The sequence below is a fragment of the Tianweitania aestuarii genome (genome assembly GCF_018457165.1).
Lineage (GTDB): Bacteria > Pseudomonadota > Alphaproteobacteria > Rhizobiales > Rhizobiaceae > Tianweitania > Tianweitania aestuarii.
In genome coordinates, this window is record NZ_JAFMNX010000001.1 from 611,798 (window position 1) to 625,792 (window position 13,995).

Genomic DNA, 13,995 nt, shown 5'->3' on the forward strand with positions numbered 1-13,995 from the left:
GAGACGATGATGGTTCGATTGATTGTTGCTGGTGCTTTGGCCGCCGGCATGTTCTCGACGGCAACCGGTGTTGCTCAGGCTCAACCTTCCGCATGCGGCTGCGCCGTCAGCGGGGCTCAGTCTGCTGCGCTCGGCACCATTCAGTCCTCGGAAGGGCGTGTTGTCATCGTGGGTGCCAAGGGGCCTCGTCAGGCTGTTGCTGGTCAGTCCATCTCGGCTGTTGATCGCGTTGCAACAAGCGTTAAGAGCGCGGCTGTTGTGGTTGCTGGTGGCTGCCAGGTTTCGCTGACTGGCGAACAGGAGCTGCGCTTCGAGCGTCAGGGCGAAAATCTCTGCGTTGCGGTGAATGATACAGCTGCGGTGAATGTGACTGGTCAGGTTCGCAACAGTGCGAACGGCGGTGTGCCTGGTGCTGCCGGCGGTGCTGGCTTCGCTGCTTACGCTGTGCCTGCCGCGGTTGCGGTTGCCATTGGTGGTGCTGCTATCGCTACGGCGACGTCAGACTCGGATAATCGCGTCAGCCAGTAAAGTTTGGCCGGACCATTCGTGGTCCGGTCTATTGTCGCTCTGGGCTTTTGTGAGGGGTAGGCAGGGTTTGTGATAGACCTGCATTCCCATATTCTTCCCGGTTGCGATGACGGGGCTGTCGATCTTGCCGCGGCCCTCGCGATGGCCAGGGTTGCAGTATCTGATGGCACGCGTATTCTGGCGTGCACTCCGCATATTCTACCGGGTCTTTATCGCAACGATACGGTCGGGATCGAGCATCGTGTTAAGGTGCTTCGGCAAGCGCTTTCCGACGAAGCGATTGATCTTCGGCTTGTGGTCGGTGCGGATGTGCATATTGCGCCTGACCTACTTCAGAAACTCACAGATAAAGTTGTTCCAACTCTGAATGGAACACGTTACTTTCTGCTCGAGCCGCCGCACCATGTTGTGCCGCCCAATTTCAACGCTTTCGTTGAGCGTTTGATCGACGCAGGCTACATTCCGGTTGTTACGCATCCGGAGCGGTTGACTTGGGTGGCGAAGCATTACGACTTGATTGAAGCTGTAGGTCGGGCTGGAGCCCTGATGCAGATTACCGCGGGTTCATTGACCGGGCAGTTCGGCACTCAAGCAAAAGCTTTGGCTGACCGCATGCTTGAAGAAGGACGCATCGATCTGATTGCAAGTGACGCGCACAACGTTTCAGGCCGGTCTCCGGTTCTTTCAGCAGCTTATTCGATTGTCGAAGAAAAGGTTGGTGCTGAGACCGCTCGCAACCTCTTCGTGGAAACGCCAGCGCGCATCCTGCGCAATGCTGACATCAGAGCGGTAGGCATGGACGTAGCGCAAAGCGTCAAAAGAGAAGCAGAAACGAAGAGCCGGACAAGCAGGTTCTGGCGAATGTTGCAGGGTCGTTGATCATGTCGGTTTGTAAGGCTTTGCGCATCGCTGTTGTGTTCGCTGTGTCGGGCTTCATCGCGGCGTGCAACACATCGTCCCCGTCTGATATCGGTATGTCACAAGGTGCTTCCGGAACGGCAAGCTATGCATCGGCGACGCTGCCGGGCGATGCAGATCTGCGACAGGTCGCAGAATTGCCCGCGCCTCCCGATACGGCTGGCGGAACGGAAGTCCCGATTGCGCCCTCGGACACGCTCGACGTGTTCGTGTTTCAGGTCTCCGACCTGTCGCGAACCGTGCAGGTCGATCCAAGCGGCAACATCAACTTGCCGTTGATCGGCAACGTTCAGGCTGCGGGCAAGCCGGTGCGTGTGCTGGAACAGGAAATCACGCGTGCTTATGCACGAAACTATCTGCAGAACCCTCAGGTTAGCGTGACAGTGAAGGAATCATCCGCGCGACGGGTCACGATCGACGGCGAGGTCAACAAGGCCGGCGTGTATCAGCTGCCGCCCACTGCATCTTTGATCGATGCGATTGCGCTCGGCGGTGGTTTCAGCCGAATTGCTGATACGGGCAAGGTTTATGTTTTCCGTCAGGTAGGCAACCAGAAACTGGTTGCGCTTTACGACGTCTCGCAGATCCGGTCGGGTAAGCGAGCTAACCCACGCATCTACGGCGGCGATGTCGTCGTTGTTTTCTCGTCATCCAGCAAGATTGCCTTCCAGAACCTTAAAGAAGCGCTCGGTCTTGCAAGTTCCGCCAGCCGTATCGGTGTAGGCTTGTAAGTCGGAGAGTAGTTAGACAATTATGCTTGACCGGCCTCTACCTCACTCGCCACGTGCACTCCAGGCGGCTCCGGGCGGAGCTATGCGCCAGGACCTCTCTCCTTACGAATACGGCTATGGTCGATATCAAGAGGTCGACGAGCGTGACGCGTTCAACCCCTTGCATATCTTTTTCTATGTGCTGCAATATCGCTGGCTTATTGCAAGTCTCTTAGCGATTGGTCTCGTGCTCGGCTTCGCAATCACTATGATGCAGACACCGAAATACGAGGCGTTGGCCCGACTGGAGGTCATGACGCCTTCTGCGCGTGTTTTCCAAGAAATGGAGATGGTGGCGGAAGCATCGGATGTACGTGCATTTCTTACCGCACGTGAACGCCTGAAAAGCCGAGCTATTGCGCAACGCGTTGTGCTTGGCCTCGGGCTTTCCGAACAGGCCGCTTTCCTGTTCCCGTCTCCAGACTTCGCGCCGGCTAATATCGTTCGCCGTGCTTTCGGCATGCGTTTTTCAGAGGACATGTCAGACTATAGTCCGGAACAGCGTGAAGAGATCGCAATTCGGCGGGTCATGAACAATCTCTCAGTTGATCTGCTCGCCAACACAAGCCTTCTGACAATCTCTTTCCGTGATCAAAGTCCGGTTACTGCTCAAGAAGTCGCTAATCGCGTTGCGCAGAGCTATATTGACTCACGAGTCGATCAGACTGGCGAAACGTCTGAGCTTGCTAGGCAGTTCATTCAGGATCAGGTGCTGCAGGTAAAAGAAAGGTTGCAGAAGTCTGAAGAAGCCTTGGTTGCTTATGCCAAGGAAGCCGGAATCACGATGACTGGCACAGACATATCGTTGATCGATACAAGCATTCAGGCCATCAATGCTGCACAGTCTAAGGCCGTCGAAGAGCGGTTGAACTATCAGCGGTTAGTACAACAAATTGACCAAGGACGGGGCGGCAGCCTCGAACAGGTGCTATCCAGCGAAGGCTTGCAGAAGCTTCGCTCCGAAATCGCCGGACTGTCCGCTGAGTATCAGCAGAAGCTAGGTACATTCAAACCGGGTTTTCCGGAAATGCAGCAGCTTCAGGCTCAGATCAGTGAGCTACGTAAGCAGTATGAGAATGGCGTCGCAGTTGTCACAGATGGCGTTCGATTAAAGCTTCAAGAGGCGCAGTCCCGGGAGGCTGATCTCGCTCAGAAGCTTACTGAACTTCAGGCTGAACAGGTTGCATACCAAGACAAGAATATTCAGTACACGATCCTCAAGCGCGAGGTGGATTCCAACCGCAGCCAGTACGAGAGCTTGATCGGCAAACTGAACGATGTCGGTGTGGCAACTGAGTTGCGCCAACAGAATGCCTCCATCGTTGATTTGGCGCCATTGCCGCAATCGCCGGTCTGGCCTCGGCTGCCAATCAACCTCGCGCTTGCCTTGGCTTTGTCGGCTGCCTTGGCCGCCGCTGTGATCTACGTTTTGGAAATGCTGAACAACACCTTCGTCAATCCTGAGCAACTGGAGAAGGAGCTTGGGCTGCCGGTGATGGGTATCCTGCCGCAGGTCAAGCCCGCAGAACTGGCGGCCAGTGCCACGGACCCGACGTCCGGATTGTCGGAAGCCTATCGTAGCCTGCGAACCGCCATCCAGTTTGCGGGATCTGAAGGTGCTCCAAAGATTTTGATGGTGACCTCCGCCGAACCGGCGGAAGGCAAGTCGACTACGGTTTACAAGCTGGCGCGCGACTTCGGCGTTCTTGGATCGAAGGTGATCGTGGTGGATGCGGATCTACGCAAGCCGGCAGTTCACCGTCAGTTCGGCCTCGACAACACGGTTGGCCTGAGCAACGTTCTCACCAACACCGTTTCCAAGGATAAGCTTCCGCAAGTGATCCGCCGCACCAGCGCGGAGAATGTTTGGACGATTACCTCAGGTACGATCCCGCCAAATCCTGCCGATCTCCTGTCCTCACAGCGCATGGCCTTGCTTATCGGCCATCTCGCCGAACGTTTCGACTTCGTGATCATCGACTCGCCTCCGGTAATCGGCCTGTCTGACGCGCCGATCCTTGGCCGTTTGGCACGCGGCACGCTGCTGGTGGTGTCTTCCAACCAGGTCACCCGCAAGGCTGCCTCCTTGGCACTAAAGCGCCTGCGCGCATCGGGTGCTCATGTGATCGGCGCGGCTATGTCAAAGTTCAGCGTCGGAAAATACGATTACAAATATGCTTACAGCTACATGAACAACCAATACTACTCCTATGGCGGTGATGCTGCGCAATTAGAGGGACCTCATGACCAGCAGAGCGGTGCCGATGGTTCCGATGTCCACGTCTCGTCGGGCGGTGGCCTGCGTCGTCGCCTGCGCGCTGTTGCTGATCGTCTGTCAGGGCGCTCTCGGCAGACTGCTACAGGGTGAGCCGGACGCGGCTGTCGGGATTGATCCGCTAAACGTCGATGCCCGTGTGGCAGCGATTACGGCTGCTCTCAACCAGAACCCGACAGACGCTGCTGTATTAGCGGATCTTGAGACAGAAGTTCGCAATGCGATCACGCGCGACCCTGTTGATGCACGCTTGCGTGCACTGCTGGGCGAAGCGGAACTGCGTCGTGATGAGCCGGCAATGGCCGAAACGCAGTTCCTGGCCGCCCACAGTATTTCGAAGACCGAAAAGCTGGCGTTACGACGCCTGATTGCCGCGTCGCTTATCAAGGGGCAGACGGCGGAAGCGGTTCGCTATATCGATCTATTTGTGCGCCGATGGCGTGACCAATTCCAAGATGCAGCTGCAATCCTCGCACCGCTTCTGCAGGATCAGGCCGCATATGCAGAATTGTTGACGACGCTTCAGTCAAACCCGCCGTGGCGTGGTGCGCTAGTCCGATCCTTGGCCACCAGCGACGATGGACTTTCTTTGGCTAATCGGCTCGTGCTGGATCTAAGCACAAGCAATGCGCCCGCCACGCAGGTTGAACTACGAACCGTCTTGAGCGCGCTTGTGCGTGCCGGCGAATACCAGACTGCACATCGCCTCTTCCTCTTCACCTTGTCCGATGAAGACTGGAACCGGGCAGGGTTGGTGTTCAACGCTGGCTTTGCGCCGAGCACCACGTCGATACCCTTCGAGTGGGTCTACCGAAACACGGCAGCGGCCTATCTCGAAAGCTCGTCGGTAACACCGCAAGACGGAATGAACGTTCGTTTCCTCGACAAACCGGCTCGTGAGGTCGAACTGCGTCAAACGCTGGTTCTGGAACCAGGCCGCTATCGCTTGAAGGTCAATGCATCGGGCGCGCTACTCAAGGCACCGAAAGGGCTTTTCTGGAGGCTGCGGTGTTTGAAGCCGGGTAAAGAGATCACCCGCTTGGACGTGGACGAGGGCACGTATCGCAACAAGGAGACTGCGGTTGAGTTCAGCGTCGCCGACTGCCCAGCTCAAAGTCTGGAACTGCGCTCAGGCTTGACCATCGACAGCTGGCTGTATCGCTATTCTGGCCGGGTAACATTTCACAACGTTTCCATTGAGCAGCTTCCATGAGGCGTACCAGCAGAAACAACGTGCACAAATACCTCATAGGAACGGCAATGACCCTGTCCCTCCTTTTGGGGGGAGGAACGGAAGCGGGCCTTTGGTCGGATTCGGTGTTACAAATCTGCATTCTGCTCGCCGTGACGCCTGTTTTGATCGCACCGGAGGGTGCTCCGCTCGACCGTTCCGCTCTCGTGGTCGTCGGCCTCATCATGCTTGCGCCGCTTGTGCAGCTTCTTCCATTACCGGCGGGCATCGTCGAGTGGCTGCGGATAGCGCCCTTCAAACAGCCTGAAGGCTCGTCGGTAACATGGCTGACGATTACCACGGGTGTCGGCAGCACACTCCTGTCCTTCAGCTATGTGGCCGTGCTGGGGCTTCTTTTCCTCGCCATCATGCGGCTGCCTGGGGCGTTCGTGCACGCGCTTCTGCCTTTCATGCTCCTGGGCGTGGCCTGCAACGCAGCGTTCGTTTTCGTGCAATATTCGGCGTCCAGCCGGCAGGTGATCGATGGGGTTCTACCATTCTCGATTTATTCGGGACTGTTTGCGAACCGCAATCACCTAGCCTCCCTCCTTTATCTTACCCTGCCGTTCCTTGTTTATTTTGCCACCTTCAAGAATCGCGGGCTTGCAGCCGGGCTGGCGATTGTTCTGACCTTGCTGATCCTGCTGGCTGCAGGATCACGCGCCGGCGCGATCATCGGTGCTGCAGCCGTAATCTCTGCAATCGTGTTCCTCAGGGCACAATCGCGCTCGAGTGTCGCCGCTGTGCTCGGCACGTTGGTGGTTCTCGGCGTTTACGCCATGGGAACGTGGACGATTGTCGAGCAGAAAGAACTGGACGTTGTGTTCGGCCGCTGGGAGTTCCTGCGCACGACGCTTGAAGGGATCAGGCAAAATTGGCTGTTGGGCGTAGGATACGGCACTTTCCCGCGCGCCTACCAGGTCTATGAAGACGCGAGCATGATCTTTGGCAGCTTCGTGAACCACGCGCATAATGAGTACACCGAGCTTGTCTTCGAAGGCGGCATCGTGGCTGCCGTCCTGATCGTCGCCTACTGCCTGCTGCTTGTTAGGCAAGGCGCGCTGATCCGCTTCAATCAGTTCCAGAAGGCGGCTTTTCTCGGCATCGTCTTCCTGCTCATCCATTCGGCTGTAGATTACCCACTGCGAACCATGGCGCTGGCCGTGACCTTCGTCTGGCTCAACGCTGTTATTTTCCACGCGGACTTCAGGCGACCCACATCGTCAAGCGCTCGTATGATGATGGTTCGGCACAATGGACGAAAGATGAAGGTACCTACACAATCAGTCTAGTCTTCCACCAGCTGCCTTATGATGCTGATGCATCTAGGAAAATGGGTAGAAGCTGTAGGGTACCCAAGACTTAGCATTAGCTGCGAAATTGAGCCAGACGAACTGCACCGCAGCTGAGTAGACAATCACAAGTACAACCACTAAGCTCACTTTCCCACGAACGGGAAACGCTTCCGGCAATCGTGAGAACACAAAGAGCTGGATGGGTATGACGTAAAGTGCCAACCTGTCCACAGCAGTTGAAGAAGGCGAAACAAACAAGAAAACGACAAACGCTAAAGCGAGGAGGGCCATGTTAGTCCACACCCGCCTCTCTTCAGGGGAAAGCTGAAAACGGCGTCGAAAGACTAAAAAAATGCTCGCAGGAAGAGCGTTCATCGCGACGCGAATTGCGGCGCCTTGAGACTGATACTCCCTGGTTATGTAGCCATACATGAGGCGGTCAACACTATCCTCAAGGAACAGGTAGTAAAGAAGGGCTGTTGCTCCAGCAATCCAGGCAGCTGTCCACACCCGCCCGCGATCGCTCGATAAAGCAGCGAGTGGAACAAGCATTACAGCGGATTTATGGAATGTAGCCGCTAAGGCGATCCAAAAAACAAATTTGACAACCGACTTATCGCGAGTAAAAGCGCGTAGAGCGAGCATGGCCAAGCCGATGGCGACGCCTTGCCTAGTATAGCCCATGGCAACGACGATCACCAGATATGGAACAGCAACCAAGAGGGCCAGCCAAGGTCGTGGCTGCGCTCTGGCAAATGCCACCAATCCGATAGAGAATAAAGCGGCACAGGCTAGGTTCACAAACCATATGCCGACGCCCCAGTGCGCAGCCATCCAATTAAATAAAATGTAACCGGGATCGCTGCTAGAAACGGCTTCGTATAAACTATATTCTGCAGATCTATAATAATAACCTAAGTAATTAGTCCAATCCCCACCCACATTGTATCTGAGGCCGATAAAAACAGAGAGCAGAAAAACAAAAGGACCCAGTCCGGGATAATGCTGAAAACGATTCTTACCTAAGGCTGCTTCTTGAAATGCTGCCCATGCCGGTACTAGGAGAAGAAGCCAGTAAGGTAACAATCAGCACTCCAATTACACTTTACATGGTTAAGCAAAGCTAAGCACATGTATGAAGATTATCGATATAGGCGAGCGTTGGCTAATTTGAGTTGCAAAGTCGTTGGTGAAATCCCGGATATGTAGTTAAATCCTCCGGGAAGCAACTAGCTGGCGCGCAGGAATACCTGCAATCAGTAGGCCGGGGTCTTCAAAGCTTTTATTCACAACCGAATTTGCACCGATGGTACAATTCGAACCGATTGTGACTGGGCCATATATCTTGGCACCAGGGCCTATATAAACGTTGTCTCCAATGCGAGGGCAGTGATGATCAACTTCACTAGGATCAACAAACTTTCCAGAGCCCCCTATGTGCACACCCATGTGGATCCGGCAGTTTTTTCCAATGCGTGTGGCAGGATTGATGATGAGAAGGCCATGATGGATGATAGCCACACCAGGACCGAATACATTCGGGCCAAGGCTGAAGCCGAGTTTATAAGATAGGCGCCTGAACCACAATAGAAGAGGAATGTAAATGACTATCGATTTCCTCGTATTTAAGCAGTATTCCAAAAGGCGCATAACAAGTGTAAATCGTAAAACAGGATTGGTTATGCAGTTTCTTAAGCTCAGACGTTTCCCGCTGCTTTGAAAGTCAGCGGAAATATAGCTCTTTAGGTCGTAGATGTTCTTTATCATAGCAAGCCAAGGAGAAGAGTGAGATTCTGATGTTCAATAATGCTCCCTCTATGATATGCTACCTAGGATGTGCCTCGAGCGCTGGACGACGTCATCGCGATAAAACGATATGTTCCTCCATGTATCTACGGCAGACTCGCTGATAAGTCGTGCTTGATTTGGGTTGCCCAGCAGGTCACGTATAGAAGCAACGGTAGCGGCATCATCGTGAATAATGAGCGAATTGATACGATCGGTGCAATAATTTGCGATCTCTCCCACCGCTGTGACGACGGGAATGAGACCAAGTTGCATTGCCTCCACCACGGACATCGCCATGCCCTCGTGCGTACTGGTTTGAAGGTAGAAGTGAGAAGAGGCTGCAATTTGAGTGATTTCTTCGTGGTCCAGTGGACCATGCATGGTGACATGGTCTTGGAGACCGAGGGAGTTGATGCATTCCTTGATAAGCGTTCCTTCTCCGCCATCCGGCCCTATTATAGCAAAGTGGGCCTGATCATCTATCAAGCGTATCTGCTCAAAGAGCTGAATGGCTCTTCTTACATTTTTTTGAGTTCGCAGCCTTCCCCAGAAAATGAACCGCGGCTGAATGGGGGGGGCGAATTTGGGCGCTTCTTTTCTCTAATAGGAACGATATCACCCTACTCTTTGCCCGCAACTGGCCCAGACAACGTGCGGATTGTGTCGCTTTGCTGTCAGTCCAAATTTCATCAGCTAGTACCATGCCAATGTGGTTTAGCACACGATCTACCCGGTGAGCTGTGTGTGCGTTATGAAGAAAGATCACCGTTCTAAGAGATGGCTTCAACAACTTGCAAATGATCATGACGAGCACACTTCGCCAAAGCGATGCGATCAGCAGGTCAGGTTTCTCCCGTAGTACGAATCGTATCGCCGCAATGTATACGTTAGGGTATATCAACGATGCTGCGGGTCCGTAAAAATCATCAGGATTAGAGCTGCGGCGTTGGCCCGAGAACAGAAAATATTTTTGGACTAAAAGGTCACCGTGCGCACCCGACACTAACGAGTGCGCAGCGATCTCAGCCCCTCCGATATCGTCAGATGGAAGGAGATGTAGTAGTCTATTTGCCGATCTGGAGACGCTCACATTCACGTCCTTTTAGAAAAGGTCGCTGGTTGGCGTACCGAATGTCCGCGCGCCAAAGAACGCATCTGAAGCCCTTGAGATATGGCTCTCCCACCCGAAACCCTGTGCTCGCCGCATTGCGTTCTCAGACATTGCAGGAAGATCGCTCCTTTTTTGCCAGAGATCATCCAGACACGCCGTTAGAGATTGAACGTCGCGTTCCCGTGCGAACATCGCAAAACCTTCGTCGGTAACGTTGCGGTAAATCGGGTTGTCCCAGACGATCTGTGGCTTTCCCGCAGCCATCTGTTCCAGCAGGGCGTTGGAAACGCCACCACCCATAAAGTCACCGGTTCCATAGGTTAGGTTTACGCAGACATCAACGGTTTTAAGGAAGCTCGGCAAAGAAGCGTTAGGAAGTGGTGGCAGGTACTCAATTGCGCAGCTTGGTTCCAGAAAACCGAGCTGCTTTTTGACGTTTTCCGTACAGGGTCCCAAGACGGTGAAACGGAACTTCTGAGATGCCGAATCTGGGTTCTGAAGCATATTTGCGGCCGCAACAAACTCGCGTATCCCTTTTATGTCTGTAACGCGCCCTATGAACGACACGTGAAGTGGTCCGCCGCTGTAAACCTTTTTCGCTTCGCCCCAACGTCGAACATCAACAGCATTCGCGATGACAAGTACATCTTCACGGTAGTTTCGGTAGAATGCGGCAGTATCATCGCCATTCGCAATGACTATATCGAACCGCCTTACCAGATGCTTTTCGATAAAGGCTGCGGGCGCACGAAGTATGCGAGGAATGCGGTTCGCCTTCTCCCTGAGATAAACGGTTCGAACCCAGAGCACCGATCTCGACCTGCGGCGGAAAATTAGGTTAGCCAGCACTACCGGAAGAGCCTCAGAAAGGCCGCCGATCGCTACGACGACATCAAAGTCTCGGCTACGCTTAGCTCCATAGATATACCCGGCTGAGAAAAGAAAAGGCCATGGAATATAGCGAGGCCACGGCCAAACAGATTCTACAGACAGTGCTGGGCCTGTTTTCAGCACCAGATCATCTTTGAGAGGTGCAATAGAAGCGACTTCAATGGTGGCATTCTGAGAATTCAGGAAATGAGGCACGAACTGGCTTATCCAAGTCTCGCGTCCGCCACCCGACGATGAGAGAGTAGAAAGCATTACGAGTTGAACTTTCTTCACTCTAAAATCCGTGATGTAATGAGTATATCAACAGGCTATAAGCCGACAAGCCGAACAACAATCCAAAGATTGCTCTGCCAATGTTTGCGCGCAGACTTATCCCCGCGGAATATATTACGACTATCAGGTACATCGCGTAGAATAGGGTTGATCCAGCGATATACCCTGCAACGAGGTATCCATTCGACAATCGAAGTGCGACCAATAGGGGAAGCACGCGCAATAGCAGACCCGCAACGTGCAGCGCCATAGCCCAATGTTGCCGTCTGGTGACGTGCAGGGCCAGAGAGATCGGCGTCGCAAGAAACTGCAACACCATCCAAGGCACCATCCAAGAAATGATTTCACCTGATCGTTGCCATTCAGGTCCGAAGACCAAGGGAAAGACAAAGGGCGCGACAATGCCGGCGACGATCAGGGGGGCGACGCCGATCTGCGCCAGGCGGCCGAGCATGGAAAGGGTGAACTCCGCAAGCCGTCCTTCTTTCAGGGCTTCCGGCGCGCGCGAGACGTAGACTTGGGCGATCGACGATCCCAGAAGCGCCATCGGCGCCGTCATGACCTGCTGGGCCAGGAGGAGATACCCCGCTTCGTTGCCAGCCAGCCCGGCGATCATGAGGATCGGGATCTGGAGACCGGCGATGTTCGCAAGGGCCTCGGGCACGGAATAAAGGGGAAAGCGCCGGTATTTGCCGAAGACGGACAGAAGGCCCGAACGGCTCACGCCAACCAACACGGCGCGGTCGCGGCGCGATGTTTCGACCAGCAGGCGGGTGTTGCCGGCACCATTGTTGAGCATGTTGCCGAGCAGCAGCCCCAAGGGAGCAAATCCTGCCCAGCCCAGCGCCAACATCGCTCCCACGCCCGTAGCCGCCTGAGTGATGCGGGTGACGGCTATCGTGCCAAAGCGCCGCAGTCGCGTCGCCCAGAACTGAAGGGCCGAATAGCTCGCAGCAAGGAAGATCCCGACCGGAACCAGCCACAGCCAGTGCGCCAGGGCCGGTTTCGACAGAGCCTGCGCTGCGAGGTCCGGAATGGTCACGGCGACGATCATCAGCACCGCAGCAATCGTTGCGGCAATCGTGAGCGCAAGCACCAGGAGATGGGCGGCATCCGCTTCGTTTTCGGCGACTGGAATGGCAACGTCAAAGCGCAGACAAGCGATCACTCCGCCCATGCTGACGAGGCTGAGATAAACGGCCAAAAGCGCGAAATCATCCGGGGAATAAAGCCGGGTGACAATCGGCATGGCTAAAAGGGCGATCAGTCGGCCGCCTGCGGTTCCCGACACAAGGCGCAGGACATCACCGAGGATGCCGTTGCCGTTCAGCGCGGCCAGGCGCGTCCTGACTGTCATCCAACCAAGCTGCCGATGACGCCGATCACGCGGCCGCTTCTTCTTGCGTGAGCTTACCGCCCTGCAAACGATAGCGATCACCCGTGTGCGGACACTGCGTTTCGGCATTGCCCTCCATCGGCAGATCCAACCGCTCGCCGAATGCGCTCATCCAGCCGATCTGTCGCGCGGGCACGCCTACCATCAGGGCGAAATCAGGTACGTCGCGGCTGACAACCGCGCCTGCGCCGATGAAGGCGAATTGTCCGATCGTTGCGCCGCACACAATCGTGCAATTGGCGCCAAGGGTCGCGCCGCGCTTCACGAGCGTGTCGCGGTATTCGTTCTTGCGCTCAACCAGCGCGCGGGGGTTGTGCACATTGGTGAACACCATGGAGGGGCCGCAGAACACGCCTTCTTCGAGCGTCACATTATCGTAAAGCGAGACGTTGTTCTGGATCTTGCACCGGTCGCCGATCACAACCTTGTTGCCGACGAAGACGTTTTGACCGAGCGAAACGCCGCTGCCGATGCGCGCGCCGCCGCAAACATGCGCGAAATGCCAGACGCGGCTGCCGTCGCCGATCTCGGCGCCTTCATCGACAATTGCGCTGGGATGAATCGAGGCGGTCATCAACGGAGGTTCCGCATGAAGGGGTGCTGTTCGCCAGCTGTGGTGATCTCAGCGGAGCGGATATGGGCAACGGTCTCGATCGCAACCCGGTTTTCTTCCAACCCGAAGCCGCGTCCGGCTAAGATTTCTTCATAACTGCGCGTATGAAGATCGGTGAAACCGTCCGAGAACTCGATGCTCTCTCCATCGGCAAGAATAGCGCGGTAGGTGCGCTTGCCCTTCGAACGCTCTTCTTCGGGGATGTCGTTGACATCGACCGAAAGGAACCAACGCACCCGAGCGCGCTCATATTCGAGAAAGCCGGATGCTTTCGTTTCATCATGAAGATGAACGATGTTCTCCTGAAGCCCCCCGAAGGCGAAATGCAGCATATCATAGAAGTGCACGCCGATATTGGTTGCGATGCCGCCGGATTTGCGGTCCTCGCCCTTCCAGCTCTGGAGGTACCATTTGCCGCGCGACGTGATGTAGGTGAGATCGACCTCGACCTTGCGGTCGTGGGGCGCGTTTTGCACCTGCTCGCGTAGGGCTATGATGGCCGGATGCAGGCGCAGCTGCAGGATTGTGTTAATCTTGCGGCCAGTGTCGCGCTCGATTTCCGCCAAGCCATCGATGTTCCACGGATTGAGCACCAGCGGCTTCTCGCAGATCACATCTGCGCCGGAGCGCATGCCGAAGCGCATATGGCTGTCATGCAGGTAGTTCGGCGAGCAGATCGAGACGTAGTCGATGCCTTTGTTCTGCCGGCGGAGTTTGTCAACATGACGATCAAAGCGCTCGAATTCGGTGAAGAAGTCGGCTTCGGGAAAATGGCTGTCGATCACGCCAACGGAGTCGTTGGGGTCAAAAGCAGCAACCAGATCGTTACCCGTATCGCGAATGGCTTTCATGTGTCGCGGCGCGATGTAGCCCGCAGCACCAATCAAGGCGAAGGATTTCATGCGC

At 55.2% G+C, this 13,995-nt stretch carries 13 protein-coding genes; 6 read left to right on the top strand and 7 right to left on the bottom strand.

Annotated elements, in window-relative coordinates; all coding sequences use genetic code 11:
• Positions 1–6 precede the first annotated feature (6 nt).
• From JYU29_RS02905 to JYU29_RS02930, 6 genes are all read left to right on the top strand, one after another.
• A complete protein-coding gene (locus tag JYU29_RS02905; RefSeq protein WP_213983250.1) occupies positions 7–528 on the top strand; it encodes a hypothetical protein in 522 nt (173 codons plus the stop codon).
• A 69-nt stretch (positions 529–597) separates the two neighbouring features.
• On the top strand, positions 598–1,407 hold the full coding sequence (locus tag JYU29_RS02910) for a tyrosine-protein phosphatase (RefSeq protein WP_213983251.1): 810 nt from the start codon (positions 598–600) through the stop codon (positions 1,405–1,407).
• 2 nt (positions 1,408–1,409) lie between these two features.
• Complete coding sequence (locus JYU29_RS02915) at positions 1,410–2,177, top strand: polysaccharide biosynthesis/export family protein (RefSeq protein ID WP_213983252.1); 768 nt, start codon at positions 1,410–1,412, stop codon at positions 2,175–2,177.
• Positions 2,178–2,259: 82 nt separating this feature from the next.
• Positions 2,260–4,584 carry a GumC family protein gene (locus JYU29_RS02920; RefSeq protein ID WP_250157160.1) on the top strand — a complete coding sequence of 775 codons (2,325 nt, stop codon included), beginning with the start codon at positions 2,260–2,262 and terminating at the stop codon, positions 4,582–4,584.
• Complete coding sequence (locus JYU29_RS02925; RefSeq protein WP_213983254.1) at positions 4,481–5,704, top strand: tetratricopeptide repeat protein; 1,224 nt, start codon at positions 4,481–4,483, stop codon at positions 5,702–5,704. The genes JYU29_RS02920 and JYU29_RS02925 overlap by 104 nt, the downstream gene beginning before the upstream one ends.
• A gap of 47 nt (positions 5,705–5,751) precedes the next feature.
• Entirely contained in the window at positions 5,752–7,014 is a 1,263-nt protein-coding gene (locus tag JYU29_RS02930; protein WP_213983255.1) for an O-antigen ligase family protein, read from the top strand.
• Positions 7,015–7,047: 33 nt separating this feature from the next.
• On the opposite strand, the gene JYU29_RS02935 is transcribed toward JYU29_RS02930, so the two are convergent.
• The 7 genes from JYU29_RS02935 to JYU29_RS02965 all read right to left on the bottom strand — a co-directional run bounded on the left by JYU29_RS02935 (position 7,048) and on the right by JYU29_RS02965 (position 13,991).
• Complete coding sequence (locus JYU29_RS02935) at positions 7,048–8,103, bottom strand: EpsG family protein (protein WP_213983256.1); 1,056 nt, start codon at positions 8,101–8,103, stop codon at positions 7,048–7,050.
• Between the two features lie 123 nt (positions 8,104–8,226).
• The gene (locus JYU29_RS18490) at positions 8,227–8,784 is read right to left on the bottom strand and encodes a serine O-acetyltransferase (protein WP_213983257.1); all 558 of its coding nucleotides are present in this window, start codon (positions 8,782–8,784) and stop codon (positions 8,227–8,229) included.
• 48 nt (positions 8,785–8,832) lie between these two features.
• A complete protein-coding gene (locus tag JYU29_RS02945) occupies positions 8,833–9,375 on the bottom strand; it encodes a glycosyltransferase (RefSeq protein ID WP_213984232.1) in 543 nt (180 codons plus the stop codon).
• 532 nt (positions 9,376–9,907) lie between these two features.
• Positions 9,908–11,080 carry a glycosyltransferase family 4 protein gene (locus JYU29_RS02950; protein ID WP_213983258.1) on the bottom strand — a complete coding sequence of 391 codons (1,173 nt, stop codon included), beginning with the start codon at positions 11,078–11,080 and terminating at the stop codon, positions 9,908–9,910.
• Position 11,081: 1 nt separating this feature from the next.
• On the bottom strand, positions 11,082–12,545 hold the full coding sequence (locus JYU29_RS02955; protein ID WP_213983259.1) for a lipopolysaccharide biosynthesis protein: 1,464 nt from the start codon (positions 12,543–12,545) through the stop codon (positions 11,082–11,084).
• On the bottom strand, positions 12,463–13,050 hold the full coding sequence (locus JYU29_RS02960; protein WP_213983260.1) for an acyltransferase: 588 nt from the start codon (positions 13,048–13,050) through the stop codon (positions 12,463–12,465). The genes JYU29_RS02955 and JYU29_RS02960 overlap by 83 nt, the downstream gene beginning before the upstream one ends.
• The gene (locus JYU29_RS02965) at positions 13,050–13,991 is read right to left on the bottom strand and encodes a Gfo/Idh/MocA family protein (protein WP_213983261.1); all 942 of its coding nucleotides are present in this window, start codon (positions 13,989–13,991) and stop codon (positions 13,050–13,052) included. Before JYU29_RS02965 ends, JYU29_RS02960 begins: the two co-directional genes overlap by 1 nt.
• Positions 13,992–13,995: the final 4 nt, after the last annotated feature.